Origin of the sequence: Escherichia sp. XD33 (assembly GCF_019375075.1) — a bacterium.
GTDB lineage: Bacteria > Pseudomonadota > Gammaproteobacteria > Enterobacterales > Enterobacteriaceae > Enterobacter > Enterobacter flexneri_A.
On record NZ_JAENDM010000001.1, the window covers coordinates 96,586 to 122,400 of the forward strand.

General features: G+C 47.8%; 25 protein-coding genes and 3 pseudogenes. 15 read left to right on the top strand and 13 right to left on the bottom strand.

The window, feature by feature from the left end; translation table 11 throughout:
- Positions 1 to 20: 20 nt before the first annotated feature.
- From K0778_RS00515 to ycgH, 3 genes and pseudogenes are all read left to right on the top strand, one after another.
- A complete protein-coding gene (locus K0778_RS00515; RefSeq protein ID WP_001246498.1) occupies positions 21 to 1,544 on the top strand; it encodes a cyclic diguanylate phosphodiesterase in 1,524 nt (507 codons plus the stop codon).
- A 131-nt stretch (positions 1,545 to 1,675) separates the two neighbouring features.
- Complete coding sequence (gene ymgF / locus K0778_RS00520) at positions 1,676 to 1,894, top strand: cell division-associated protein YmgF (protein WP_001065861.1); 219 nt, start codon at positions 1,676 to 1,678, stop codon at positions 1,892 to 1,894.
- A 399-nt stretch (positions 1,895 to 2,293) separates the two neighbouring features.
- A pseudogene (gene ycgH / locus K0778_RS00525) lies at positions 2,294 to 4,941 on the top strand (autotransporter YcgH).
- 56 nt (positions 4,942 to 4,997) lie between these two features.
- Here ycgH and K0778_RS00530 read toward each other — a convergent pair.
- Genes K0778_RS00530 through ymgI form a run of 3 tightly spaced genes read right to left on the bottom strand, consistent with a single transcriptional unit; the run spans position 4,998 to position 5,856 of the window.
- On the bottom strand, positions 4,998 to 5,333 hold the full coding sequence (locus tag K0778_RS00530) for a YmgD family protein (protein WP_000979977.1): 336 nt from the start codon (positions 5,331 to 5,333) through the stop codon (positions 4,998 to 5,000).
- A gap of 3 nt (positions 5,334 to 5,336) precedes the next feature.
- Entirely contained in the window at positions 5,337 to 5,681 is a 345-nt protein-coding gene (locus K0778_RS00535; protein ID WP_000726974.1) for a YMGG-like glycine zipper-containing protein, read from the bottom strand.
- A gap of 1 nt (position 5,682) precedes the next feature.
- Positions 5,683 to 5,856, bottom strand: a complete 174-nt coding sequence (ymgI, locus tag K0778_RS00540; RefSeq protein WP_000122462.1) for a protein YmgI — start codon at positions 5,854 to 5,856, stop codon at positions 5,683 to 5,685.
- Between the two features lie 100 nt (positions 5,857 to 5,956).
- On the opposite strand from ymgI, the gene ymgJ reads away from it, so the two are divergent.
- The 3 genes and pseudogenes from ymgJ to K0778_RS00555 all read left to right on the top strand — a co-directional run.
- Positions 5,957 to 6,142, top strand: a complete 186-nt coding sequence (gene ymgJ, locus K0778_RS00545; RefSeq protein ID WP_001325743.1) for a protein YmgJ — start codon at positions 5,957 to 5,959, stop codon at positions 6,140 to 6,142.
- On the top strand, positions 6,103 to 6,222 hold the full coding sequence (locus K0778_RS00550) for a hypothetical protein (RefSeq protein ID WP_001131446.1): 120 nt from the start codon (positions 6,103 to 6,105) through the stop codon (positions 6,220 to 6,222). The genes ymgJ and K0778_RS00550 overlap by 40 nt, the downstream gene beginning before the upstream one ends.
- A gap of 34 nt (positions 6,223 to 6,256) precedes the next feature.
- Positions 6,257 to 6,600, top strand: a pseudogene (locus K0778_RS00555) (autotransporter outer membrane beta-barrel domain-containing protein); the annotation flags it as partial.
- Between the two features lie 371 nt (positions 6,601 to 6,971).
- Here K0778_RS00555 and minE read toward each other — a convergent pair.
- Genes minE through minC form a run of 3 tightly spaced genes read right to left on the bottom strand, consistent with a single transcriptional unit; the run spans position 6,972 to position 8,773 of the window.
- On the bottom strand, positions 6,972 to 7,238 hold the full coding sequence (gene minE / locus K0778_RS00560; protein WP_001185665.1) for a cell division topological specificity factor MinE: 267 nt from the start codon (positions 7,236 to 7,238) through the stop codon (positions 6,972 to 6,974).
- A 3-nt stretch (positions 7,239 to 7,241) separates the two neighbouring features.
- Entirely contained in the window at positions 7,242 to 8,054 is an 813-nt protein-coding gene (minD, locus tag K0778_RS00565) for a septum site-determining protein MinD (RefSeq protein ID WP_000101055.1), read from the bottom strand.
- Positions 8,055 to 8,077: 23 nt separating this feature from the next.
- On the bottom strand, positions 8,078 to 8,773 hold the full coding sequence (minC, locus tag K0778_RS00570; protein WP_000072536.1) for a septum site-determining protein MinC: 696 nt from the start codon (positions 8,771 to 8,773) through the stop codon (positions 8,078 to 8,080).
- Positions 8,774 to 9,292: 519 nt separating this feature from the next.
- On the opposite strand from minC, the gene K0778_RS00575 reads away from it, so the two are divergent.
- On the top strand, positions 9,293 to 9,661 hold the full coding sequence (locus K0778_RS00575; RefSeq protein WP_001056840.1) for a YcgJ family protein: 369 nt from the start codon (positions 9,293 to 9,295) through the stop codon (positions 9,659 to 9,661).
- A gap of 102 nt (positions 9,662 to 9,763) precedes the next feature.
- On the opposite strand, the gene pliG is transcribed toward K0778_RS00575, so the two are convergent.
- The gene (gene pliG, locus K0778_RS00580; protein ID WP_000695218.1) at positions 9,764 to 10,165 is read right to left on the bottom strand and encodes a g-type lysoyme inhibitor PliG; all 402 of its coding nucleotides are present in this window, start codon (positions 10,163 to 10,165) and stop codon (positions 9,764 to 9,766) included.
- A 241-nt stretch (positions 10,166 to 10,406) separates the two neighbouring features.
- On the opposite strand from pliG, the gene K0778_RS00585 reads away from it, so the two are divergent.
- The 3 genes from K0778_RS00585 (at position 10,407) to K0778_RS00595 (ending at position 11,969) form a co-directional block, all read left to right on the top strand.
- A complete protein-coding gene (locus K0778_RS00585) occupies positions 10,407 to 10,700 on the top strand; it encodes a YcgL domain-containing protein (protein ID WP_001297679.1) in 294 nt (97 codons plus the stop codon).
- A gap of 71 nt (positions 10,701 to 10,771) precedes the next feature.
- Positions 10,772 to 11,431: a fumarylacetoacetate hydrolase family protein gene (locus K0778_RS00590; RefSeq protein WP_000284277.1), complete on the top strand. Its 660-nt coding sequence runs from the start codon at positions 10,772 to 10,774 to the stop codon at positions 11,429 to 11,431.
- 91 nt (positions 11,432 to 11,522) lie between these two features.
- Positions 11,523 to 11,969: a YcgN family cysteine cluster protein gene (locus tag K0778_RS00595; RefSeq protein WP_001306825.1), complete on the top strand. Its 447-nt coding sequence runs from the start codon at positions 11,523 to 11,525 to the stop codon at positions 11,967 to 11,969.
- Positions 11,970 to 12,175: 206 nt separating this feature from the next.
- Here K0778_RS00595 and hlyE read toward each other — a convergent pair.
- Positions 12,176 to 13,076 (bottom strand): annotated as a pseudogene (gene hlyE, locus K0778_RS00600) (hemolysin HlyE).
- A 372-nt stretch (positions 13,077 to 13,448) separates the two neighbouring features.
- On the opposite strand from hlyE, the gene K0778_RS00605 reads away from it, so the two are divergent.
- Together K0778_RS00605 and umuC are read left to right on the top strand one after the other, a co-directional pair.
- On the top strand, positions 13,449 to 13,868 hold the full coding sequence (locus K0778_RS00605; RefSeq protein ID WP_000897378.1) for a translesion error-prone DNA polymerase V autoproteolytic subunit: 420 nt from the start codon (positions 13,449 to 13,451) through the stop codon (positions 13,866 to 13,868).
- Entirely contained in the window at positions 13,868 to 15,136 is a 1,269-nt protein-coding gene (gene umuC / locus K0778_RS00610) for a DNA polymerase V catalytic protein (RefSeq protein ID WP_000457616.1), read from the top strand. Before K0778_RS00605 ends, umuC begins: the two co-directional genes overlap by 1 nt.
- A gap of 45 nt (positions 15,137 to 15,181) precedes the next feature.
- On the opposite strand, the gene dsbB is transcribed toward umuC, so the two are convergent.
- Both dsbB and nhaB read right to left on the bottom strand, forming a co-directional pair.
- Complete coding sequence (dsbB, locus tag K0778_RS00615) at positions 15,182 to 15,712, bottom strand: disulfide bond formation protein DsbB (protein ID WP_000943459.1); 531 nt, start codon at positions 15,710 to 15,712, stop codon at positions 15,182 to 15,184.
- A gap of 145 nt (positions 15,713 to 15,857) precedes the next feature.
- Positions 15,858 to 17,399, bottom strand: a complete 1,542-nt coding sequence (gene nhaB / locus K0778_RS00620; protein ID WP_000406391.1) for a Na(+)/H(+) antiporter NhaB — start codon at positions 17,397 to 17,399, stop codon at positions 15,858 to 15,860.
- 220 nt (positions 17,400 to 17,619) lie between these two features.
- Between nhaB and fadR the strand changes: the two genes are divergently transcribed.
- Entirely contained in the window at positions 17,620 to 18,339 is a 720-nt protein-coding gene (gene fadR / locus K0778_RS00625) for a fatty acid metabolism transcriptional regulator FadR (protein ID WP_000234823.1), read from the top strand.
- Positions 18,340 to 18,390: 51 nt separating this feature from the next.
- Here fadR and K0778_RS00630 read toward each other — a convergent pair whose 3' ends face one another.
- Positions 18,391 to 19,923, bottom strand: a complete 1,533-nt coding sequence (locus K0778_RS00630; RefSeq protein ID WP_000190854.1) for a SpoVR family protein — start codon at positions 19,921 to 19,923, stop codon at positions 18,391 to 18,393.
- Between the two features lie 329 nt (positions 19,924 to 20,252).
- Between K0778_RS00630 and dadA the strand changes: the two genes are divergently transcribed.
- Entirely contained in the window at positions 20,253 to 21,551 is a 1,299-nt protein-coding gene (gene dadA, locus K0778_RS00635; RefSeq protein ID WP_001266908.1) for a D-amino acid dehydrogenase, read from the top strand.
- A 9-nt stretch (positions 21,552 to 21,560) separates the two neighbouring features.
- Positions 21,561 to 22,631 carry a catabolic alanine racemase DadX gene (gene dadX / locus K0778_RS00640; protein WP_000197881.1) on the top strand — a complete coding sequence of 357 codons (1,071 nt, stop codon included), beginning with the start codon at positions 21,561 to 21,563 and terminating at the stop codon, positions 22,629 to 22,631.
- A gap of 385 nt (positions 22,632 to 23,016) precedes the next feature.
- Here dadX and K0778_RS00645 read toward each other — a convergent pair whose 3' ends face one another.
- Both K0778_RS00645 and ldcA read right to left on the bottom strand, forming a co-directional pair.
- Entirely contained in the window at positions 23,017 to 24,753 is a 1,737-nt protein-coding gene (locus K0778_RS00645) for a potassium/proton antiporter (protein WP_000340194.1), read from the bottom strand.
- A gap of 94 nt (positions 24,754 to 24,847) precedes the next feature.
- Positions 24,848 to 25,762 (bottom strand): muramoyltetrapeptide carboxypeptidase, encoded by a 915-nt coding sequence (ldcA, locus tag K0778_RS00650; protein WP_000051560.1) that lies wholly within the window; start codon positions 25,760 to 25,762, stop codon positions 24,848 to 24,850.
- Between the last annotated feature and the right edge of the window lie 53 nt (positions 25,763 to 25,815).

The window sequence follows — 25,815 nt, forward strand, 5'->3', positions numbered from 1 at the left end:
CCTTTGGCCGGGACAAGCAAATGCGCAATACACTCATACCCATCCTCGTTGCGATATGCTTGTTTATTACCGGTGTCGCTATTTTGAACATCCAGCTCTGGTATTCCGCAAAAGCAGAGTACCTGGCGGGAGCGAGATATGCCGCCAACAATATCAATCATATACTTGAAGAAGCGTCACAAGCGACTCAAACAGCGGTTAACATTGCCGGGAAGGAATGCAACCTCGAGGAGCAATATCAGCTTGGCACTGAAGCAGCTCTGAAACCTCACCTGCGCACAATCATCATTCTCAAACAGGGAATAGTCTGGTGTACATCCCTGCCTGGGAATCGGGTCCTGTTGTCTCGTATTCCTGTTTTCCCGGACAGTAATTTACTGTTGGCTCCAGCAATCGACACCGTTAATAGATTACCTATCCTGCTCTATCAGAACCAATTTGCAGATACGCGCATTTTGGTTACGATAAGCGATCAGCATATTCGTGGGGCACTTAATGTACCCTTGAAAGGGGTAAGGTATGTATTACGCGTGGCGGATGACATTATTGGACCAACGGGTGATGTGATGACGCTTAATGGACATTATCCCTATACCGAGAAGGTTCACTCCACAAAATATCATTTCACTATTATCTTTAACCCGCCGCCACTCTTTAGCTTCTACAGACTTATCGATAAAGGCTTTGGGATTTTAATATTTATTCTGTTAATCGCCTGCGCCGCTGCCTTCCTGCTTGATAGATATTTCAATAAAAGCGCAACGCCTGAAGAGATCCTGCGACGGGCAATAAATAATGGGGAGATCGTCCCTTTTTACCAACCTGTGGTAAATGGTCGGGAAGGGACATTGCGGGGAGTTGAGGTGTTAGCCCGCTGGAAACAACCTCACGGTGGATATATATCACCCGCGGCATTTATTCCACTTGCTGAAAAATCCGGATTAATCGTTCCGCTTACGCAAAGCCTGATGAATCAGGTTGCCAGACAGATGAACGCTATCGCGAGTAAATTGCCGGAAGGTTTTCATATTGGAATTAATTTTAGCGCTTCGCATATTATTTCGCCGACGTTTGTCGACGAGTGTTTAAATTTCCGTGACAGTTTTACCCGCCGCGATTTAAACCTTGTTCTGGAAGTCACCGAGCGTGAGCCATTGAATGTTGATGAAAGTCTGGTTCAGCGGTTGAACATACTGCATGAAAATGGTTTTGTCATCGCACTGGATGATTTCGGTACTGGCTACTCAGGGCTTTCTTATCTTCATGACCTGCATATTGATTATATCAAAATTGATCACAGTTTCGTTGGCCGCGTAAACGCAGATCCAGAATCAACCCGAATTCTGGATTGTGTATTGGATCTGGCGCGTAAACTTTCGATCAGTATCGTCGCTGAAGGTGTCGAAACGAAAGAACAACTTGACTATCTGAACCAAAATAATATCACATTTCAGCAGGGTTATTATTTCTATAAACCTGTTACATACATCGACCTGGTCAAAATTATCCTTTCTAAACCGAAGGTGAAGGTTGTGGTTGAGTGAAAATTGATCAGCAAGGCCATAGTGCGGTGTAATTATAGACAGCTAATTAGCTCGTTGCCTCTTGTTACTATTGTTCATTATTTTGTTTGCTATAATTGTTTGAAAGTTTTGACAGGATTGCCATTAGTAGCATGAACAATAGTAATAATCTGGATTATTTCACTCTCTATATCATATTTTCCATTGCATTTATGCTGATCACCCTCCTGGTCATCCTTATTGCAAAACCCAGTACCGGGCTGGGAGAAGTGCTTGTGACGATAAATTTGCTTAATGCCCTTGTTTGGCTGGCGATCAATCTGGTTAATCGATTAAGAGAAAGACTCGTCAACCACAGGGATCAGCAATAATCTTTCAGTTTCTCACTGTCAGTATGCGGCTGAATGGGTTGCTGGCAGTGAACGCCTGGATCATTGAAGGAAAGGCATTATTGCGCAAATAGTTGTCAACCCTGGTGTTATCACGGTTGTTTTTATATATCACCGAAATAATCCTCATCGCAACTATTAACAATTTTGATGTCGAAGAGTTATTTGTTAAACAAAATCGTCACCTCAAAGTGATCAATGTCATGAAAATAAGGTGAAAAATGATAATGCCGACTTATTTATCATTTATATATTGTCGCTGTTTATCTATTTAAATTTTTTGTGCTTTTGTTTTTGTCTTTACCCTCCGTTTTGGTAATCTGAGCTCATAGGTTATTTGACCAGGAATGTTTGTTAATCCAATGAATGGATGGTTAATCTATGAAACTGAAAAAACTCCCCGGGTTTAGTTTGGGACTTATTGCTCTGGCGGTGGGTAATGCATATGCAACACAATTGTTGGATGATTATAGTATAATTTCCTATATGACTGATGAAGAATCGCCGATTGAAATCAAAGATAATAATCCGATAAGTAATGGAGAGTATCTAACCACTGAAGACGAAAGCCATGCTGTGAAAGTGGATGACGGTGTAACTGGATATATAAATAATGCCAGTGTGATGACTAGTGGTGATGGATCTTATGGTATTTCTGTTGATAGTCAAAACAAAGTATTATATATAAGCGATAGCGATATTAAGACCTCTGGAAGCGTATCTGACAAAGAAAATGGAGGGATAACAGCCAGCGCAGTAGTCAGTGAATTTGGTGGCACCATCTTTATGAATGGTGATAATTCAGTCGAGTCGGGTGGGGCATATTCAGCGGGACTTTTAAGCCAGGTTAATGATTCTGAAAAGATGGTAAATAACACCCGTCTTGAAACCACAGATAAAACGAACATTGTTACCTCTGGGGAAAATGCAGTAGGTGTTCTTGCATGTTCAAGTCCTGGAGAGTCTCGAACATGTGTCGATGCTGTAGATGATGAAGTTAGTGATTCTAACAGTTACGAAGTTATTAGCCGTGCTGATTTAAAAATGAATGGTGGTTCCATAACAACTAATGGCATTAATAGCTATGGTGCTTATGCTAATGGGAAAAAAGCATATATTAATTTAGATTATGTGGCACTTGAAACTGTGGCTGATGGAAGTTATGCAGTTGCTATTCGACAAGGTAACATTGATATAAAAAATAGTTCTATTACAACAACAGGCACTAAAGCCCCCATTGCAAAAATATACAATGGTGGAGAGTTATTTTTTTCCAATGTCACCGCGGTATCAAAACAAGATAAAGGAATATCAATTGATGCATCAAATATCGATTCTCAAGCCAAAATAGCACTATTAAGTGTTGAACTTTCAAGTGCTTTGGATAGTATTGATGTTAACAAAACTACAACGGATGTAAGTATTCTTAATCGAAGTATTATCACACCTGGTAATAATGTTCTGGTTAATAATACTGGAGGTGACTTAAACATAATTTCGTCCGACTCTATTCTAAATGGAGCGACTAAACTCGTCAGCGGCACAACCACGCTGAAGCTTTCAGAAAATACAATCTGGAATATGAAAGATGACTCCGTTGTTACCCATCTGACTAATTCAGACAGTATTATCAATCTTTCGTATGATGATGGTCAAACATTTACCCAAGGAAAAACATTAACCGTAAAAGGTAATTATGTCGGTAATAATGGTCAGCTTAATATCCGCACCGTATTAGGTGATGATAAATCGGCTACGGACAGACTTATTGTTGAGGGTAATACTTCGGGTTCAACTACCGTCTATGTGAAAAATGCTGGAGGAAGCGGCGCGGCCACGCTAAACGGGATCGAACTCATAACTGTGAATGGCGATGAATCTCCAGCAGATGCCTTCAGATAAGGTGATGCAAGGATTGCAGCTGGAGCTTTCGAATATCAACTAAAACAACAAGGCAAAAACTGGGATTTGACAAGTTATCAGTCAGTGAATGAGGAGGATAACAGCTCAGAGGGAAATTCAGAATCAACAGAAACGCCTACCCCCGTCCTGCGCCCCGAAGCTGGAAGTTACGTCGCTAACCTGGCAGCTGCTAACACTCTTTTTGTTATGCGTCTGAACGACCGTGCGGGTGAAACGCGCTACATCGATCCTGTAACTGAACAGGAGCGTTCAAGCCGACTTTGGCTACGTCAAATTGGCGGGCATAATGCCTGGCGTGACAGCAACGGACAGTTGAGAACGACCTCGCATCGCTACGTCTCGCAGTTAGGGGGCGATCTGTTAACCGGTGGTTTTACCGATAGTGACAGTTGGCGTTTGGGAGTGATGGCTGGTTATGCCCGCGACTACAACTTAACTCATTCCAGCGTGTCGGATTATCGTTCGAAAGGGAGTGTCAGAGGCTATAGCGCAGGGCTGTATGCCACCTGGTTTGCCGATGACATCAGTAAAAAAGGCGCATACATTGACTCCTGGGCGCAATATAGCTGGTTTAAAAACTCGGTGAAAGGGGATGAATTAGCCTATGAATCCTATAGCGCGAAAGGTGCAACCGTCTCGCTGGAAGCGGGTTACGGTTTTGCCCTGAATAAATCCTTTGGTCTGGAAGCGGCGAAATATACGTGGATCTTCCAGCCACAGGCACAGGCTATCTGGATGGGCGTCGATCATAATGCGCACACGGAAGCCAATGGCTCACGTATTGAGAATGACGCAAATAACAACATCCAGACCCGACTCGGCTTCCGCACCTTTATTCGTACTCAGGAGAAAAACAGCGGTCCGCACGGTGACGACTTTGAACCTTTTGTTGAAATGAACTGGATCCATAACAGTAAAGATTTTGCTGTCTCAATGAACGGTGTGAAAGTCGAACAAGATGGGGCGAGTAATTTGGGGGAAATTAAACTTGGCGTAAATGGCAACCTGAATCCAGCGGCCAGCGTCTGGGGAATGTGGGCGTGCAGCTGGGTGATAATGGCTACAATGACACCGCAGTGATGGTGGGCCTGAAATATAAGTTCTGATCCCGCCGTTAGCTAAAAAACCGCGTCGTATTCATCGACGCGGTACATATGAAATATTATTTTTTGCCGATAGCACGCATGGTGTCATCAATTGCCGTGATCAACAGCATTTGCGGGTCTTTAGCGCAAACCTGATTCAGTTTTTCTACCACTTTGGCGCTCAGTTCCGGAGATTGCTCAATTTTTAAATCACGGCTGGCAACGCTGGCATTACCCATTACCGCAACAATTTCTGCAACCTGTGCGCTGTCAGTTTTTGCCATTTCGTTGGCTTCTGCGCAAGTAATATAGGTTTCTGACGGCAAACCGTTTTTAATATTGTAGTCCTGCGCCCAGGTCATTGGTGCGAAAACAAACAGGCCCGCCAGTAAAGCAAATTTTTTCATCATCATTCCTTATTTCATTTTACCCAGAATTGCACCACCCGTACCGCCAATCACGGCACCTTTAATCGCCCCTTCGAGGCCATTGCCGGTCAGAACGCCAGTGACAGCACCAACGGCGGCACCCACTTTTGCACCTTTACGCGCATTTTTACCGTCGCGGCCTTTTTCTGTTACTGCACCAACACCAGCGCCAACAGCTGCACCTTTCAGTACGCCATTAACACCATTGCCAGTAAGTAAACCAACGCCTGCGCCTAGCAATGCACCTTTCGTGGTGCGGTTCATATCCGCCATCGCTGGCGTGGAGCAGAACAATGCTGAGATAAGCCCGAAGGCAAGTATTTTTTTCTTCAACTTAGATGTCCGGTATTAAGTAAGTTGCACACACAATAATTTCGTCTTCAATTAAGATCTGCTTAACTAAAGAACGCTCGCTATTATTCAGATAATTCAAAATGAGCGTGGCTGTGATGATAGGAATTATGTTTTTTACGTGAATGAGAATAATCTTAAATGAGGAATAACTCATTGATTGACAATATATTTATTCAAGAAGTGTCATTGACTGTTAACGCAATGTTGTAAAGGTAAGATAATCTGATTTATCAATATTATTGTGTGATTTTTATGTGAGCAGAAGATATTCATCAGCAACGATTACATTAGTCATTTTATTTTGCCGACGGCCTCATTGTCGAAAGATAAGCGTACGACAGTATTATCTGAAAAGAGTGATTTTTTATCCAACTACACTTCAGCGCACTGCGTGTAAAAAATGCCTCTTTCTTATGCGGGATATCATCATTTCATCATGATGTCTTTGGTGAGCGGTGAACACAATACACCTGCGCTGTCTCTTCAGGATGAATCCCCTGGTCTGGTGCCTGCGGGCTGATGTTGCAGCAGAGCTTAGGTCACTTAGACGCTACTATCATTTATCCAATGGCATGGAATCGAAATCAGTCGATACCCGCAGTATATATCGTGAACTGGGTGCAACGCTGAGTTACAACATGCGCCTGGGGAACGGTATGGAAATGAACCCTGGCTGAAGGCGGCTGTGCGCAAAGAATTTGTCGATGATAACCGGGTGAAGGTGAATAATGACGGTAATTTCGTCAATGATTTGTCGGGCAGACGTGGAATATACCAGGCAGGTATTAAAGCCTCATTCAGCAGTACGTTTAGCGGACATCTCGGGGTAGGGTATAGCCATGGTGCCGGTGTGGAATCCCCGTGGAACGCGGTGGCTGGTGTGAACTGGTCGTTCTGACCATCAACGATTAAACTGCGCTTCGGCGCAGTTTTCGTTTACAGGATGTTGAAAGGGAAAATTCTGGGGCAAAAAAAGCCCGCCAGTTACGGCGGGAAACCTCATCCTATGGGAGAACAATGAATAATGAAATTGCGGGGTTATCATCTCCCAGTATATCCATACAAACAATAAGGTTATTTACTCAACCAGGCATAAACATTTTGTTTTGTGCGTGGGAACAGCCTTAAGGTGTAAAGGGGGAGGTGGAAATAGCAATGAGGAGTATCAGCAAGAATACTCGCCGCTTTACCACAACGTGGATGAGAGGGATGAAAAACTCAAGGCAGAGATAACTCTGCCTTGAAGATAAATGCGCTTTTACAGCGGGCTTATTTCAGCTCTTCTGCTTCCGGTAAGGTCACGTTCAGCTCAAGAATAGAAATATCGCCATCTTTTTGCTCAAGCTGTACGGTTACCATCTCAGGATCAATTTGTACGTATTTACAAATGACCTCAAGAATATCTTTACGCAACTGCGGCAGATAATGCGGTTCTGCATCGCTGCGACGGCGTTCAGCAACAATAATCTGCAGCCGTTCTTTTGCAATGTTGGCTGTGTTCTTCTTCCGCGAGAGAAAGAAATCGAGTAATGCCATAACTTATCCTCCGAACAAGCGTTTGAGGAAGCCTTTCTTCTCTTCTTCAATGAAGCGGAAAGGACGTTCTTCTCCCAACAGACGTTCTACGGTATCTGCGTAGGCTTTACCCGCATCGGCGTTAATGTCGAGAATGACCGGTTCACCCTGGTTAGAGGCGCGCAATACTGATTGATCCTCTGGGATCACGCCGACGAGTTTGATGCGCAGGATCTCCAGCACATCTTCCATGCTCAGCATGTCACCTCTGCTTACGCGGCCTGGGTTATAGCGCGTTAACAGCAGGTGCTCTTTAATAGGCTCTTCGCCATTTTCTGCGCGGCGTGATTTCGACGCCAGAATGCCTAAAATACGGTCAGAGTCGCGTACTGAGGAGACTTCCGGGTTGGTGGTAATAATGGCTTCGTCTGCAAAATAGAGTGCCATTAACGCACCGGTTTCAATCCCTGCCGGGGAGTCACAAACGATAAATTCAAAATCCATCGCTTTCAGATCATCAAGAACTTTGGCGACCCCTTCACGGGTGAGGGCATCTTTATCGCGTGTTTGCGATGCCGGAAGAATATAGAGATTTTCAGTACGCTTATCTTTAATTAACGCCTGATTTAGCGTTGCATCGCCCTGAATGACGTTGACGAAATCGTAAACGACCCGGCGTTCGCAACCCATAATCAGGTCGAGATTACGCAGGCCGATATCAAAATCTATCACGACAGTTTTCTTTCCCTTCTGGGCCAAACCAGTGGCGATGGCCGCGCTGGAGGTTGTCTTACCAACACCCCCTTTGCCCGAAGTAACAACAATAATGCGTGCCATAGAAATTCCTTGTTAAAAAGGGATCAATTTAACGGTTGAACGGTCAAAGCGTTTTCGACTAACTGCAGTCGCGCCGCTTTGCCATAAAATTCTGCTGGGATTTGATCACTCAGCCAGTATTCACCTGCGATGGACACCAATTCCGCCATCAGGTTAGTACAAAATATTTGCGTTTCCCGGTCACCACTTGCCCCTGCAAGCGCACGACCGCGCATCATGCCATAGACATGAATGTTCCCATCGGCAATCAATTCGGCCCCAGCGCTAACGTGGCTTGTAACAATCAGATCACATTGTGGAGCATAAATACGCTGACCGGAACGCACCGGGGTATCTATTAAACGCGTTTTTGTGACCGGCGTTGTATTTTGCGCTGGAGCCTGCGGTGCGGGAGCTGGACGTGGCGCTTTTTCCTTTCCTTCCGTCAGGATAGGCAGCCCCATTTTTTCAATTTCGGCTTTAAGTTGCGCATCTTTGCAGCCACTTACGCCAATAACCCGCAAACCGGTTGCCGAAACCGCCTTATGCATCGCTGACCAGTTTACCGGGTCTTCCAGTGCACTGACGTTGAGTACAACGGGGGCATGTTTTAAAAATGCGGGGGCCTGAGCGATTTTGTCTTCCAGCGCCTGATGGATAACCTTAGGTTCTGCCTCATGCAGATGAACCACAGATAAAGTGAAGCTACTGCCTTTAAGCTCGATTGGCGTGTTTGACATCCTGGCCTTACTCAATTAGCTATTAATCATCGCCAGCGCGCGATGATGTTCCGAAGACTATAAGGCATGTTATAGTCTGGATTATATTGAGGCAAGTCACCCTCCCATTTATTCAGAGTAAAAGTCTATTCTGTGATAAATGGCGCTGATTCATAGCTTAAAAAATACCCTTGTCAATCAACCCATTGCCGTCGTACTTTTGATTCTTCTTATTTACGCTTCCTTTTTCCGCACCCTAATCGTGACAGCATCTCCAGACCTGTTTAAATATCCAGTATTGAGACAAGTGTATTTTTTCACCACGCCAGGCTTTCTTAACTTTCCATTTTTTGCAGCATCATTAAAGAACAGATACCCGTTATCTTAATATCCGCCACAGAATTGCTCTATCATAGAAACCGCAGAAGACGTCTGATACTTCTGTCAGGTCATCGTAACTCGTCCAGGTCAGCGGTTTTGATTACGGATTGATGATGAAATGAGCATAAGTGTTGTACGGTTGGATTATCAGGATGTGCTATGAATATGATGCGTATTTTTTATATCGGATTGTCAGGTGTGGGGATGATGTTCTCATCAATGGCGTCTGGAAATGACGCTGGCGGACTTCAATCTCCGGCGTGCGGCGTTGTTTGCGACCCGTATATTTGTGTGAACTCAGATGGCATTTCCCCAGAGTTAACAAGGAAATATCTCGGCGAAAAAGCCGCTGAAAACTTACAATCATTACAAGGCTACGATCCCAGCGAATTTACATTCGCTAACGGTGTATTTTGCGATGTTAAAGAAAAATTATGTCGTGATGATCGTTATTTTGGTGTGGATGGTAAGCGGAGTGGAAAAATCAATCAAACCACCACAAAGATGTTATTTATGTGTCGTGAGTGATGTCTTGTTTACATTATGTTCTATTCGTCATTAACCTCTTGAGCGACAGAGAGGAGTGGGGCATTAACGTTTATGACGGGGAGAGTCCCCGTCGGTTGACATTTACTTAATTTGAATATCGACGTTATATTTTTTAGTTTTGTTTTTACGGGCGTCGTTTCGGGTTTGCAACACTCGCAGCTCATATTTGCCAGAAGCAGGGAGTGAGTATTGTCCGTGACTATCGAGTTCTGGGGAATATCTGGATAAATCAACTGAATCATCGATTCCTGGCCCGAAGAGGTAAGTATCAGCGCCTTCATTAGAGATACTCACATGCACTTTCTGACCTTTTTTGGCATAGAAGGTATATGTATCGTAATCGTATCCCTTTATTTCGCCGGAGTACTGAGCGCTGCTATGGCCTTTTCTGAACTCAACATTGACATTCTTACCCGCAGCAAAGCTCGTGGAGGTTAGCAGTGCAAACAGCAATACAGCCTTACTGATGCTCTTGATTTTCATTGGTAGTCTCCTGTTCAGAATGAGTACGATGAACTGTTATAATATAACAATCCCTTACGGGAGAATTCCAGTGGCTTTTCTGCGTTCGGTAAAATCCCGGCGCGGCATTTTTTGCCGGGGGGATTACTTATAAAGGGGCATGGACTCAACAAACCGCAGAAATCTACAGCTGGCTGGCTTGTGGCGCGGGTTTCATTGATGTTAGCTTATGCCAAAACCTGGCATCTTAAAGAGTAAAAGTATGTTTTGTGTGATTTATCGAAGCAGCAAGCGTGACCAGACCTATTTATATGTCGAAAAAAAAGACGATTTTTCGCGTGTTCCTGAGGAACTGATGAAAGGTTTTGGTCAGCCTCAGTTAGCGATGATTCTGCCGTTGGATGGGCGGAAGAAACTGGTCAATGCTGATATTGAAAAGGTTAAACTGGCATTAACCGAGCAAGGTTACTATTTGCAGTTACCGCCACCACCCGAAGATTTGCTGAAGCAACATCTTTCCGTCATGGGGCAGAAAACAGACGACACTAACAAATAACCGATATCCGGCGGTGGCATTATCTTTGTCGGCGCGGGTTTTCATATCCACGATAAGGTGAGGGGAACGTTATGTATCAACATCACAACTGGCAAGGTGCGCTGCTGGATTATCCGGTGAGTAAAGTAGTCTGTGTTGGCAGTAACTATGCCAAACATATTAAAGAGATGGGCAGCGCAGTGCCCGAAGAGCCAGTGCTGTTTATTAAACCAGAAACGGCACTGTGCGATCTGCGGCAGCCATTGGCGATCCCATCCGATTTCGGTTCAGTTCATCATGAAGTCGAACTGGCGGTGTTGATTGGCGCGACGCTGCGTCAGGCTACGGAAGAGCATGTCCGCAAAGCCATTGCCGGTTATGGCGTGGCGCTCGATCTGACGTTGCGTGATGTTCAGGGAAAAATGAAGAAAGCCGGGCAGCCGTGGGAAAAGGCTAAAGCGTTTGATAACTCTTGTCCGCTTTCCGGGTTTATTCCCGCGGCGGAATTTACCGGCGACCCGCAAAATACAACGCTGGGCCTGAGCGTAAACGGCGAGCAACGCCAGCAAGGTACGACTGCGGACATGATCCATAAAATCGTTCCGCTGATCGCTTATATGAGCAAGTTTTTTACCCTCAAGGCCGGTGACGTTGTGTTGACAGGCACGCCTGATGGCGTCGGCCCGTTGCAAAGCGGTGATGAGCTGACAGTCACTTTCGATGGGCATTCTTTGACAACTCGCGTTTTGTAATACTTTTTGCCGCCTGAAAGCGGCGGCAAAACTTGCATCGCTGTGCCAGACTGGTTATAAGGTGCGTTTTAACGTAATGGCGGAACACCTGATGAGCGATGTACCTTTCTGGCAAAGTAAAACCCTGGACGAAATGAGCGATGCGGAATGGGAGTCGTTGTGTGATGGTTGCGGTCAGTGTTGCCTGCATAAACTGATGGATGAAGACACCGACGAAATCTACTTCACTAACGTCGCCTGTCGCCAGCTCAATATTAAAACCTGTCAATGTCGGAACTACGAACGTCGTTTCGAGTTTGAACCCGACTGCATTAAATTAACCCGTGAAAATCTGCCAACATTCGAATGGCTGCCAATGACCTGCGCTTATCGGTTGCTGGCGGAAGGTAAAGATTTACCTGCGTGGCATCCGCTACTTACGGGTTCGAAAGCGGCAATGCATGGTGAACGTATCTCTGTGCGTCATATCGCAGTGAAAGAATCAGAAGTGATTGACTGGCAGGATCATATCTTAAATAAACCTGACTGGGCGCAGTGATAAATTTAATAGATGTTGATGGGGGCTTTCTTAATATACGTCTGGATGCTCGCCATTTCGTAGCCCTGTTTTTGAAAGCGCTCTGTCATAATGAGAGTTACCCGATACCTTATTATCAACAGGTAACTCTCAATCTTTAAAAAACGTCTGTGTTTTTAAATGTGATAAACCTTATACCTTGAGTACATGGAGAGAATAATAGCTTATCAGACTTCAGGTACCTCAAAGAGTGTCTTTTTACCGTGTCTTTTCTGATACTCATTACAGGTGTTAATCATTTTTTTGGCCGCTTCTTTTAGCAAAGAAAGCATTAAATCATCATAATCAACATAGAATCTGGTTGTTTCAGTTTCCGTTTTTATCTCCCCGATGGCGACTATTTCGGTGGTTAATTTCAATTTGGCGGCATCGATATCTTTATTCGCTTGTTTAACCGTGTTTGACAGGGTGGTAAAGAAATTCTGCACAGATTTTAACTTGTTCTTCAATTCTGGAATCAGTTTCCCTTCAACTACGCCCGCAGCAATAGAATAGGAAATGATTAATCCAAATGGACCGGCGACGACACCGGCATACGCTTCCTTCCTGATTTTATCTACCTGTGACTGGAAATAGCTGTTTTTTTTCTGAAAAATCATTGGTTAACTGGCTATCTAACGCCAGCAGTTTCCCGGAAGCGTTGTTGAAACTTTGTGAGCTTACCAGCAGGGATTTTTGCGCTTCATTCAGCTTCGTGATGCCGTCATCCAGTACCTTAATGAGAATGTCTTTCTGGGCGGATGCTTTCTTCTCATTGTACTCATCAAATAGCAAAATATACGCTGCGAGCAATTGCGTCGCAACACCACACCATTCATACACTGTTTGGGTTGCTTCAAAATACTTATCCTGGCTATCCATAAGTAAGGTTTTAATATCGCCGACTAAAACGGAGGCTGCCTGTGAATACTCCTGTTTAAAGCGACTTAACTCTTTTATGGTTTCATCAAAGGTCTGCCAGGGGATGACCTGATCGAGATATTTATTATAAAGATCTAATGCTCCATCTGCGGTTTCGATTGCGTTTTTAACTACTTCTACCGTTTTATCTGCAACGATTTCAGTCATAATCATTCGCCTCTTTAAATATATAAATTGTAATGAAACTCCTGTTTTACAACTATTAATAAATTTTACTTCATCTAATTCATAGTTAGCCGGGCGGGATGCGTCAATGTCTTTATTTCTATTAATATGATAAATATCAAACAATGTTTAATGTCATTATGGCGAGTGCTTCTATTCTATTTTTTTGCCGGGTGATATTTTTCATTTCTGCTGGATGAGCGTCGTCGCCAGAAGGCCACGTGAGCACAGGATAAGAGAACGAAAAATCAGCAGTCTATGCAGCGACAAATATTGATAGCCTGAATCAGTATTGATCTGCTGGCAAGAACAGACTACTGTATATAAAAACAGTATAACTTCAGGCAGATTATTATGTTGTTTATCAAGCCTGCGGATCTCCGCGAAATTGTGACTTTTCCGCTATTTAGCGATCTTGTTCAGTGTGGCTTTCCTTCACCGGCAGCAGATTACGTTGAACAGCGCATCGATCTGAATCAACTGTTGATCCAGCATCCCAGCGCGACTTACTTCGTCAAAGCAAGTGGTGATTCTATGATTGATGGTGGAATTAGTGACGGTGATTTACTGATTGTCGATAGCGCTATTACCGCCAGCCATGGTGATATTGTCATCGCTGCTGTTGACGGCGAGTTTACGGTGAAAAAATTGCAACTACGCCCGACGGTACAGCTTATTCCCATGAACAGTGCGTACTCGCCCATTACCATCAGTAGCGAAGATACGCTGGATGTCTTTGGTGTGGTGATCCACGTCGTTAAGGCGATGCGCTGATGTTTGCCCTCTGTGATGTAAACGCGTTTTATGCCAGCTGTGAGACGGTGTTTCGCCCTGATTTATGGGGTAAACCGGTGGTTGTGCTATCGAATAATGACGGTTGCGTTATCGCCCGAAACGCTGAGGCAAAGGCGCTTGGCGTTAAAATGGGCGATCCCTGGTTCAAACAAAAAGATCTGTTTCGTCGCTGTGGTGTGGTTTGCTTTAGCAGCAATTATGAGCTTTACGCAGACATGAGCAATCGGGTGATGTCGACGCTGGAAGAGCTATCGCCCCGCGTCGAGATTTACAGTATTGATGAGGCATTCTGCGATCTGACAGGTGTGCGTAATTGTCGCGATCTGACTGATTTTGGCAGAGAAATTCGCGCAACGGTGCTACAACGTACCCATCTTACTGTTGGCGTGGGGATCGCCCAGACCAAAACGCTGGCTAAGCTTGCCAATCATGCGGCAAAAAAATGGCAGCGGCAGACGGGTGGGGTGGTGGATTTATCAAATCTGGAACGCCAGCGTAAATTAATGTCTGCTCTCCCCGTGGATGACGTCTGGGGGATTGGACGGCGGATCAGCAAAAAACTGGACGCGATGGGGATCAAAACCGTTCTCGATTTGGCGGATACAGATATCCGGTTTATCCGTAAACATTTTAATGTCGTGCTCGAAAGAACGGTGCGTGAACTGCGCGGCGAACCCTGTTTGCAACTGGAAGAGTTTGCACCGACGAAGCAGGAAATTATCTGTTCCCGCTCGTTTGGTGAACGCATCACGGATTATCCGTCGATGCGGCAGGCCATTTGTAGTTACGCTGCCCGGGCGGCGGAAAAACTTCGCAGCGAGCATCAATATTGTCGGTTTATCTCCACGTTTATTAAGACGTCACCATTTGCGCTCAATGAACCTTATTACGGCAATAGCGCGTCGGTAAAACTGCTGACGCCCACTCAGGACAGCAGGGATATCATTAACGCTGCTACGCGATCTCTGGATGCCATCTGGCAAGCGGGCCATCGTTACCAAAAAGCGGGCGTGATGCTGGGGGATTTCTTCAGTCAGGGAGTCGCGCAGCTCAATTTATTCGATGACAACGCACCGCGCCCCGGGAGTGAGCAATTGATGACGGTAATGGATACACTGAATGCTAAAGAGGGCAGAGGAACACTCTATTTTGCCGGGCAGGGGATCCAGCAACAATGGCAGATGAAGCGAGCCATGCTTTCACCACGTTATACAACGCGAAGTTCTGATTTACTGCGGGTCAAATAAATATAGCGGCAGGAAAAAAGCGCTCCCGCAGGAGCGCCGAATGGATTAGCGACCGAACAGATCACGTTTTTTCGCTTTAAACGGCTGGGAAATCACCACCAGCACTGCGACAATCAGGTAAGCGATAAAAATACCGAGCAGCCACTGCGGCATTTCCAGACCTAAAAAATCCCACTGACGCTCGGCGCAATCGCCAGAGGCGACAAACACTTGCGGCACCCACTTATCCAGCGGCAGCCATTCCGGGAAACGAACCATAAAATCACAGGTGGCAAACGGCGAAGGATAGAGCTGAAGCATGGTGTGCTCGTAAGTTAACTGCACACCGCGGAACGCACTATACAACCAGATAACCATCGCTACATAACGCAGCGGAGTTTTCGGGGCGATCGCGCCAATCAGCGCAGCACCCAGAACGCCGAATAACGCGCAGCGTTCATAAATACAGAGCACGCAAGGTTTCAGTAACATCACATGCTGGAACCACAGCGCCGTCAGTTCCAGTGCCAGAGCAGTAAACGCCATCAACAGCCACGCGCCCCGGCCTTGTGAACATTGGTTCAAAAATCGCAACATAATCATTTCCCTGCAATATGCATAGAGTGCGCAGTTTAAACCAATTCATTCGCTGCGCCACCAGGAGGCAGCAAAAATAGGACGCAATTGGACAATTATCGGGCGAAAAGGCAAACCGGGCATTTATATGCCCGGTAAGTTGTTATCAAAGCGTTGCTATCCAGCCCATTTGCATAAACCATTCGGTTACAGGGGCAAGCGTAAACTCGACGCAGAGCAAGCCGACGAGTGTCAGGACGAGGGTGTAAGGCAGGGCCATCCACACCATGCGGCCATAAGAGAGGCGAATCAATGGCGCGAGTGCAGAGGTCAGCAGGAACAGGAACGCAGCCTGACCGTTCGGCGTAGCGACGGAGGGCAGATTGGTACCGGTATTAATGGCGACCGCCAGCAGCTCGTATTGCTTCAACGTGATAGCGCCACTTTCCATTGCCGCTTTCGCTTCGTTGATATAAATCGTCCCCACGAAGACGTTATCCGAAATGGATGACAGCAGACCGTTGAAAATATAGAACAGCGACAGCTGAGCATGTTCCGATGCCTGCAACACAAACTGAATAATTGGCGAAAACAGTTGTTGGTCGATAATCACCGCGACTACCGAGAAAAACACCGTCAACAGTGCGGTGAATGGCAGAGATTCGGTGAAGGCTTTACCGATAGCATGCTCATCGGTGACACCGGTCAATGATGTTGCCAGAATAATGACTGACAAACCAATCAAGCCAACTTCCGCCAGATGCAACGCCAGCGCAGTCACCAGCCAGACGCCAATAATCGCCTGGACAATCAGACGGATTTTATCCTGACGGGTACGCTGGTGGCGGCTTTGATCGTCAAACTGTTGCAACACTTCGCGGACTTTCTCCGGCAGCGTTTCACCGTAGCCAAACCAACGCAGCTTCTCTACCAGCAGGCAGGTTAACAGGCCACAAATCAGAACCGGAACGGTCACCGGCGACATGCGCAGGAAGAAATCGCCAAAATGCCAGCCAGCCGCTTTAGCGATGATCAGGTTCTGTGGTTCGCCCACCATGGTCATTACGCCGCCTAATGCGGTGCCGACACCGGCATGCATCATCAGGCTACGCAGAAAGCCACGGAACTGTTCCAGAACCACTTTGTAATGCTTGTCGATATGACTATCGTCTTGCAGGTCGGTGTCTTCGGTACGGGAAGAGGCTACGCGGTGATAAATACCATAAAAACCGACTGCAACGCTGATCACCACCGCCACGACGGTTAAGGCATCGAGGAACGCGGAGAGGAACGCAGCCGCCACGCAAAAAGAGAGCGACAGCAGCATTTTGGAGCGAATGCTTAACAGCAAACGGGTAAATATGAACAGCAACAGCTGTTTCATAAAATAGATACCCGCCACCATAAACATCAGTAACAGCAAGACTTCAAGATTTGCCGCCACCTCTTCACGGACGTGTTCCGCGCTGGTCATGCCGATGAATACCGCTTCGATAGCCAACAGACCACCGGGGAGCAGCGGGTAGCATTTCAGGGCCATCGCCAGAGTGAAAATAAATTCCGCTACCAGCAACCAGCCCGCGACGAAAGGGCTGATGAGGAAAATTAACGGGTTTACGATTAAGAAAATGATGAGGGCGAGTTTGTACCAGTCGGGGGACTGGCCCAAAAAATTGCGCCATAGCGCGCGGCCCCAGGAGATCTCCATGATGGTTTCCCTTACCTTACAAATAATCAATGATGTTTTTATGTTTAAACGCAAAGCTTAACGGTCAGGCAGGAGTGAGGCAAGTCTTGATAGTCAAGGGGAAAGAGATGCGGAAAATGAAGCCTTGATCCCTTTTTCTTCTTTTTGTCTGCTATCAGCGTAGTTAGCCCTCTGGTATGATGAGTCCAACTTTGTTTTGCTGTGTTATGGAAATCTCACTATGGTCATTAAGGCGCAAAGCCCGGCGGGTTTCGCGGAAGAGTACATTATTGAAAGTATCTGGAATAACCGCTTCCCTCCCGGGACTATTTTGCCCGCAGAACGTGAACTTTCAGAATTAATTGGCGTAACGCGTACTACGTTACGTGAAGTGTTACAGCGTCTGGCACGAGATGGCTGGTTGACCATTCAACATGGCAAGCCGACGAAGGTGAATAATTTCTGGGAAACTTCCGGTTTAAATATCCTTGAAACACTGGCGCGACTGGATCACGAAAGTGTGCCGCAGCTTATTGATAATTTGCTGTCGGTGCGTACCAATATTTCCACTATTTTTATTCGCACCGCGTTTCGTCAGCATCCCGATAAAGCGCAGGAAGTGCTGGCTACCGCTAATGAAGTGGCCGATCACGCCGATGCCTTTGCCGAGCTGGATTACAACATATTCCGCGGCCTGGCGTTTGCTTCCGGCAACCCGATTTACGGTCTGATTCTTAACGGGATGAAAGGGCTGTATACGCGTATTGGTCGTCACTATTTCGCCAATCCGGAAGCGCGCAGTCTGGCGCTGGGCTTCTACCACAAACTGTCGGCGTTGTGCAGTGAAGGCGCGCACGATCAGGTGTACGAAACAGTGCGTCGCTATGGGCATGAGAGTGGCGAGATTTGGCACCGGATGCAGAAAAATCTGCCGGGTGATTTAGCCATTCAGGGGCGATAATCCCTTCCGTTTAAAGAGCAAACCCCTCAAACGAGGGGTTTTTTGTTGTTTTTACAGATTTCCCATTCTTGGCGGGCAACGTTCCAGCAACTCGATGCTGCCGTCTTCGTTTTGCTGTTCGAGCATCACATCAAATCCCCACAGGCGATGCACATGCTTCAGGACTTCTTTGCGCCCCCGATCCAGCGGTGCGCGATTATGTGGAATATAACGCAGCGTCAGCGAACGGTCGCCGCGCAAATCCACGTTCCAGATCTGAATATTCGGCTCCAGATTACTTAAGTTATATTGCGACGATAACCGGTTACGGATCTCCCGATAACCTTCTTCATTATGAATAGCGGAAATCTCCAGATAATTATGCCGATCGTCATCCAGCACGGTGAAGAAGCGGAAATCACGCATCACTTTCGGTGACAGGAACTGGCTGATAAAACTCTCATCTTTGAAATCACGCATCGCGAAATGCAGCGTTTCCAGCCAGTCGGAACCGGCGATATCCGGGAACCAGTATTTGTCTTCTTCCGTTGGCGACTGACAAATCCGTTTAATATCCTGGAACATGGCGAACCCGAGGGCATACGGGTTGATGCCGCTGTACCACGGGCTGTTATAGGGGGGCTGGAAGACCACATTGGTGTGGCTGTGCAAAAACTCCAGCATAAAACGTTCCGTTACTTTCCCTTCATCATACAGATGGTTAAGGATGGTGTAGTGCCAGAAGGTCGCCCAGCCTTCGTTCATCACCTGAGTCTGTTTTTGCGGATAAAAATACTGGCTCACCTTACGCACAATACGCAGGATTTCACGCTGCCATGATTCCAGCAGTGGCGCATTTTTCTCCATAAAATAGAGCAGGTTTTCTTGTGGTTCGGACGGATAGCGGCGCGCTTCAGCAACCGTTTTCTCTTCCTCGCGCTTCGGCAGGGTACGCCAGAGCATATTGACCTGACTTTGCAGATACTCTTCGCGACTTTTCTGCCGGGCTTTCTCTTCTTGCAGCGAGATTTTTTGCGGGCGTTTGTACCGGTCCACGCCGTAGTTCATCAGCGCGTGGCACGAGTCCAGAAGCCGTTCTACTTCATCAACGCCATAACGCTCTTCGCACTCGGTAATATATTTACGGGCAAAAATCAGATAATCGACAATCGAACTGGCGTCGGTCCAGCTACGGAATAAGTAATTGTTTTTGAAGAAAGAGTTATGCCCATAGCAGGCATGAGCCATCACCAGCGCTTGCATGGTAATGGTGTTCTCTTCCATCAGGTAAGCGATACACGGGTTAGAGTTAATGACGATTTCATAGGCCAGTCCTTGCTGACCGTGCTTATACAGCCGTTCAGTCTCGATAAACTTTTTACCGAATGACCAGTGCGGATAGTTAATTGGCATGCCGACGCTGGAGTAGGCATCCATCATCTGTTCTGAGGTTATCACTTCAATCTGGTGCGGGTAGGTATCCAGCCGGTAGAGTTTCGCCACCCGGTCTATCTCTGCCAGATAAACATCCAGCAGGTCGAACGTCCAGTCGGGTCCATCGCTCAAACGTGTGGTGTCCTTATTCATAGAATCGATCGTCGCCATACGCGCACCTCATTGTTGTCGGCGCTCTCTGTGTGGAGCACCTCATTTCAAGCATAGAACACCTGTTAAAAACCGCGTCGCCGGAGAATTTTTTTCTTTGCGATTTCTTATTATCAGAGTGCCACTAATCCGCTTCTGAACGGAATTTTATGCTGGATAAAAAGGGCGTTCAGCAGGAGATACTAAAGACGCCATATTGCCGCAGAGTCAGGGAGATGTGAGCCAGCTCACCATAAAAAAGCCGTATGTTGAATAATATTTTCAACTGAGTTATCAAGATGTGATTAGATTATTATTCTTTTACTGTATCTACCGTTATCGGAGTGGCTATGCGAGTTGTCATACTGGGAAGTGGTGTGGTAGGCGTTGCCAGCGCCTGGTACTTAAATCAGGCAGGACATGAGGTCACCGTCATTGATCGGGAGCCGGGGGCCGCCCTGGAAACCAGTGCCGCGAATGCCGGGCAAATCTCCCCCGGATATGCTGCACCGTGGGCGGCACCAGGTGTGCCTTTAAAAGCGATTAAATGGATGTTCCAGCGCCATGCGCCGCTGGCGGTTCGTCTCGACGGTACGCAGTTCCAGTTGAAATGGATGTGGCAAATGTTACGTAACTGCGACACCAGCCACTACATGGAAAACAAAGGGCGGATGGTGCGTCTGGCGGAATACAGCCGTGATTGCCTGAAAGCATTGCGCGCCGAAACCAATATTCAGTATGAAGGGCGTCAGGGTGGGACGCTGCAACTGTTCCGTACCGAACAACAGTATGAAAATGCGACCCGCGATATCGCCGTGCTGGAAGATGCCGGCGTACCGTATCAGCTGCTGGAATCCAGCCGCCTGGCGGAAGTGGAGCCCGCGCTGGCAGAAGTGGCGCACAAACTGACGGGCGGCCTGCAGTTACCCAATGATGAAACCGGAGACTGTCAGCTATTTACCCAGAATCTGGCGCGGATGGCGGAGCAGGCGGGGGTTAAATTCCGCTTTAATACGCCCGTTGACCAACTGCTTTGCGACGGCGAGCAAATCTACGGCGTGAAGTGTGGCGATGAAGTGATTAAGGCCGATGCGTATGTGATGGCGTTTGGTTCTTACTCGACGGCGATGCTCAAAGGCATTGTTGATATTCCGGTGTATCCGCTGAAAGGCTACTCGCTGACCATTCCAATTGCGCAGGAAGATGGTGCGCCGGTATCCACCATTCTTGATGAAACCTACAAAATCGCCATTACCCGTTTCGATAACCGCATTCGTGTTGGCGGAATGGCGGAGATTGTTGGTTTTAATACCGAGCTGTTGCAACCGCGTCGTGAAACGCTGGAGATGGTGGTTCGCGATCTCTATCCACGCGGCGGTCATGTCGAGCAGGCGACTTTCTGGACTGGTCTGCGCCCGATGACGCCAGACGGCACGCCGGTTGTCGGGCGTACACGCTTTAAAAATCTGTGGCTGAATACCGGTCACGGCACGCTCGGCTGGACGATGGCTTGCGGTTCCGGTCAGTTGTTAAGCGATCTGCTCTCTGGTCGCACGCCAGCGATCCCATATGAGGATCTAAGCGTAGCGCGCTACAGCCGTGGATTTACGCCATCACGTCCGGGCCATTTACATGGCGCACACAGCTAAGGAAACGAGATGACCCGTCCGATACAGGCCAGCCTCGATCTGCAGGCATTAAAACAGAATCTGTCCATTGTCCGCCAGGCCGCGACGCACGCGCGCGTCTGGTCGGTGGTAAAAGCGAACGCTTACGGGCATGGTATTGAGCGTATCTGGAGCGCGATCGGGGCCACCGATGGCTTTGCATTGCTTAACCTGGAAGAGGCAATAACGTTACGTGAGCGCGGCTGGAAAGGACCGATCCTGATGCTGGAAGGATTTTTCCATGCTCAGGATCTGGAGATTTATGACCAGCACCGCCTGACCACCTGCGTACACAGCAACTGGCAGCTCAAAGCACTGCAAAATGCGCGGCTAAAAGCACCGTTGGATATTTATCTTAAAGTGAACAGTGGGATGAATCGGTTGGGCTTCCAGCCCGATCGCGTGCTTACCGTCTGGCAGCAGTTGCGGGCAATGGCGAATGTTGGCGAAATGACCCTGATGTCGCATTTTGCCGAAGCGGAACATCCTGATGGAATTTCCGGCGCGATGGCGCGTATTGAGCAGGCGGCGGAGGGGCTGGAGTGTCGGCGTTCGTTGTCCAATTCGGCGGCGACTCTGTGGCACCCGGAAGCGCATTTTGACTGGGTTCGGCCTGGCATTATTTTGTATGGCGCTTCGCCGTCCGGTCAGTGGCGTGATATCGCCAATACCGGATTACGTCCGGTGATGACGCTAAGCAGTGAGATTATTGGTGTCCAGACGCTAAAAGCGGGCGAGCGTGTGGGCTACGGCGGTCGCTATACTGCGCGCGATGAACAGCGAATCGGCATTGTCGCCGCAGGGTACGCCGACGGTTATCCGCGCCACGCGCCTACCGGTACCCCTGTTTTAGTGGACGGCGTGCGCACCATGACGGTGGGGACCGTCTCGATGGATATGCTAGCGGTCGATTTAACGCCTTGCCCGCAGGCGGGTATTGGTACGCCGGTTGAGCTGTGGGGCAAGGAGATCAAAATTGATGATGTCGCCGCCGCTGCCGGAACGGTGGGCTATGAGTTGATGTGCGCGCTGGCGCTACGCGTCCCGGTTGTGACGGTGTAACTTGTTGTAAGCCGGATCGGAGGCAACGTCTTCTGGGTGCAAAAAAATCATCCATCCGGCTGGTCAGCAACTGTAGTTGTTAATGTGACAGAGCCATTGCCCATGATAGTGTCCATTAAAAGGATGGACACTATTTCCCCGGAACCTGAACTCACCGCACAGGCGTTCTACATAAAACGCTTACGCTTCATTGTTGACTCGAACTCGACTTCAGATAAATCACGCTTTACCCTTGATGGAGCCTGTACATAGATTTGTGTAATTGCCTGATTTTGATATGTTCAATTCAACATCAAATGAAGGTTAAATTATGGACGACAAACAATTGCAGGCTCAGGCTGCGTTCAGCAAAGCATCGCAACCGGCGATAGATGCTTCATTAAATTTAAGATTCAGCTTCCTCTTCAGCCACCCGTACGCCAATCTTCAACACTTCATTATCTTCTTTCTCGGCCACCGTCCAGATCATCCCGGCAAACTCTACCTGGTCACCGACAACCGGTGCCGCGCCTAACAACTGCTGGACAATTTCACCCAGCGTTTGCTGCTTATCACGATATTCTCGCCCGTCTTCCAGGCCATATATCAGCGCAACATCAGCATATTTGGCGCTGGCTTCGAGAATGAAGTCACCAAAGAAGCGTTGATCCAGCGCGACCGGCGGCGACTGGCTGAACAGTTTACCGAGCGCCGGAAGATCGCGTTCCCGACCAATTACACACAACACATCGCCTTCGCGCAGTCGGGTGCTGCCGGTAGGATGAAGCAACTGGTTATCACGAAACAGTGCCGCAATACGCGTCTCTTTTGGCATATGCAAATCGCGCAGTGCCGCGCCCACGCACCATTTATCGGCACTCAATTGATAAACAAACTGCTCCCACGGATTTTCCGGATGAATATCCAGGCCAACGCGTGACACCGGACGTCCCACTGGCGGAACCACCACTTTGGCTTTTTTAGCCGCCCACGAGAGTGATGTTCCCTGCAAGAGCAGTGAAACCAGAACCACAAAGAAGGCGACATTAAAGAACAGACGTGCATTCTCCAGCCCCGCCATCATCGGGAACACGGCCAGGATGATTGGCACCGCGCCGCGTAATCCTACCCAGCTGATAAACACGCGCTCACGCAGATTGAAACCGCGGAAGGGGAGCAATCCAGCAAATACCGAAAGGGGACGGGCGAAGAATATCATCCATGCGGACAAAATGAGCGCCGGAATGGCAATAGGCAGCAGATCGCTTGGGTTAACCAACAGCCCCAGCACCAGGAACATGGCGATTTGCGCCAGCCAGGCGAGGCCGTCGAAATTTTGCAGGATGCCGTAGCGGTTGCGAATAGGGCGATTACCCAGCAGAAAACCGCACAGATACACCGCCAGAATACCGCTACCTTCCAGCGCAGTAGTTAATGAGAAAATCAGAATACCGCCACTTAATGCCAGCAATGGATATAATCCGGCGGGCAGGGCGATGCGGTTGATCATTTGCAGTAGTAAATAACCGCCGCCAAGACCTATTACAATGCCCAGACCAAATTGTTGCAGAATATCGACAATGAACATCCAGCTAATATTGCTCTCATGATGCTGGATCATCGCAATTAGGGTAATCGTCAGAAAGACCGCCATTGGATCATTACTGCCGGATTCAATTTCCAGCGTCGAGCCAACACGTTCGTTAAGCCCCTTACCACCCAGCAGAGAAAAGACCGCTGCAGCATCGGTAGAGCCGACGATAGCGCCGATTAATAAGCCTTCAATCAAATCAAGATTAAACAGCCACGCCGCCATCATGCCGGTTAAACCAGAGGTGATAAGCACGCCCAGCGTCGCCAGCGACAGTGCCGGTCCTAACGCCACACGAAAGGAACTGGCCTGAGTGCGCATCCCGCCGTCGAGCAAAATAATCGCCAGTGCCAGGTTACTTACCATGTAGGCGAAGGGGTAATTATCAAACGGGATACCGCCGACGCCATCGACTCCTGCCAGCATGCCGATCGCCAGAAAAATAACCAGAATAGGAATGCCAAGACGGGAAGAAAATGAACTAAGTAATATACTGCTGGTGACAAGGATGGATCCTAAGATGAAAAGGCTAATTATTGTTGTGGCATCCAACGGTCGGTTACTCCTGATTACGCTGTCTCTTATATAAACCCTACCATATTAGCGGCAGAGACAGCGTTTTACTTAGCCCTGAAGCGTGATTTTTTTACATTTTAAGAACAGGATGACCGCTAATCGTCAACTGAGTGCCTTCCCGGGTGTTATTCAGAATGGCATGTGCGCCCAACGGCAGCGTAACCGTGCGTTGTTCATGACCAAAATCGAGGCCGGTAATGAGTGGAATCGACAGGCGGGAACGCAAAAACGCGTACACTGACTCCAGGTTGTAACCTGCGTCATAATCATTGGGCGTGCTGCCGCTAAAGCTACCGAGAATAATCGCCTTCTGACGTGGCAAAATTCCCGCATGATAGAGCTGCAACAGCATACGTTCGACCCGGAAAGGGTGCTCGTTAATATCTTCCAGCACCAGAATACCGTTCTCAATTTTTGGCATCCACGGTGTACCGATCAGTGAAATCAGCATCGCAAGATTGCCTCCCCACAACGTGCCTTCGGCCCGACATGTCGGGCCTTCCCCTTGCCATTCAATGGTGAAGGTTTCATTGCGTAACGCCAGCCAGAAATGGTGCTCGGTAAAGGCGTTCAGTTCATCCGCGCCAAAGTTTGCTACCAGCATGGGGCCGCTAAAGGTGATGACATTGCCATGCGCCAGAAGACCGCACTGAATGGCGGTAAAATCGCTATGTCCGCAAATGAGCAACGGGTCATGTTGTTGGCGAGCCACCAGTGCCTGCCAGTCAATATCTGCCAGTAAACGACTGGCACCGTAACCGCCGCGTACAGCCAGCACGATGGTGTTGGGGGTAGTCAGTCTGGCAAGGGAATTGAGATCTTCCAGACGCTCTGTTTCCGTACCCGCAAAACGCTCACAACGACGGGCAATAACCTCGACGTTATTGACTTGATGCCCCGCGTCGGTAAGGCGCTGGATACCACGCAGCGCGGCGTGCTGTTTAATGCAGTAACCCGATGGGGCAATTAAGTGAAACAGAGACATGGCAATTCCTTGCTGACAACAGAAACGAAATGTATATCATGCCGCTTAGGTGT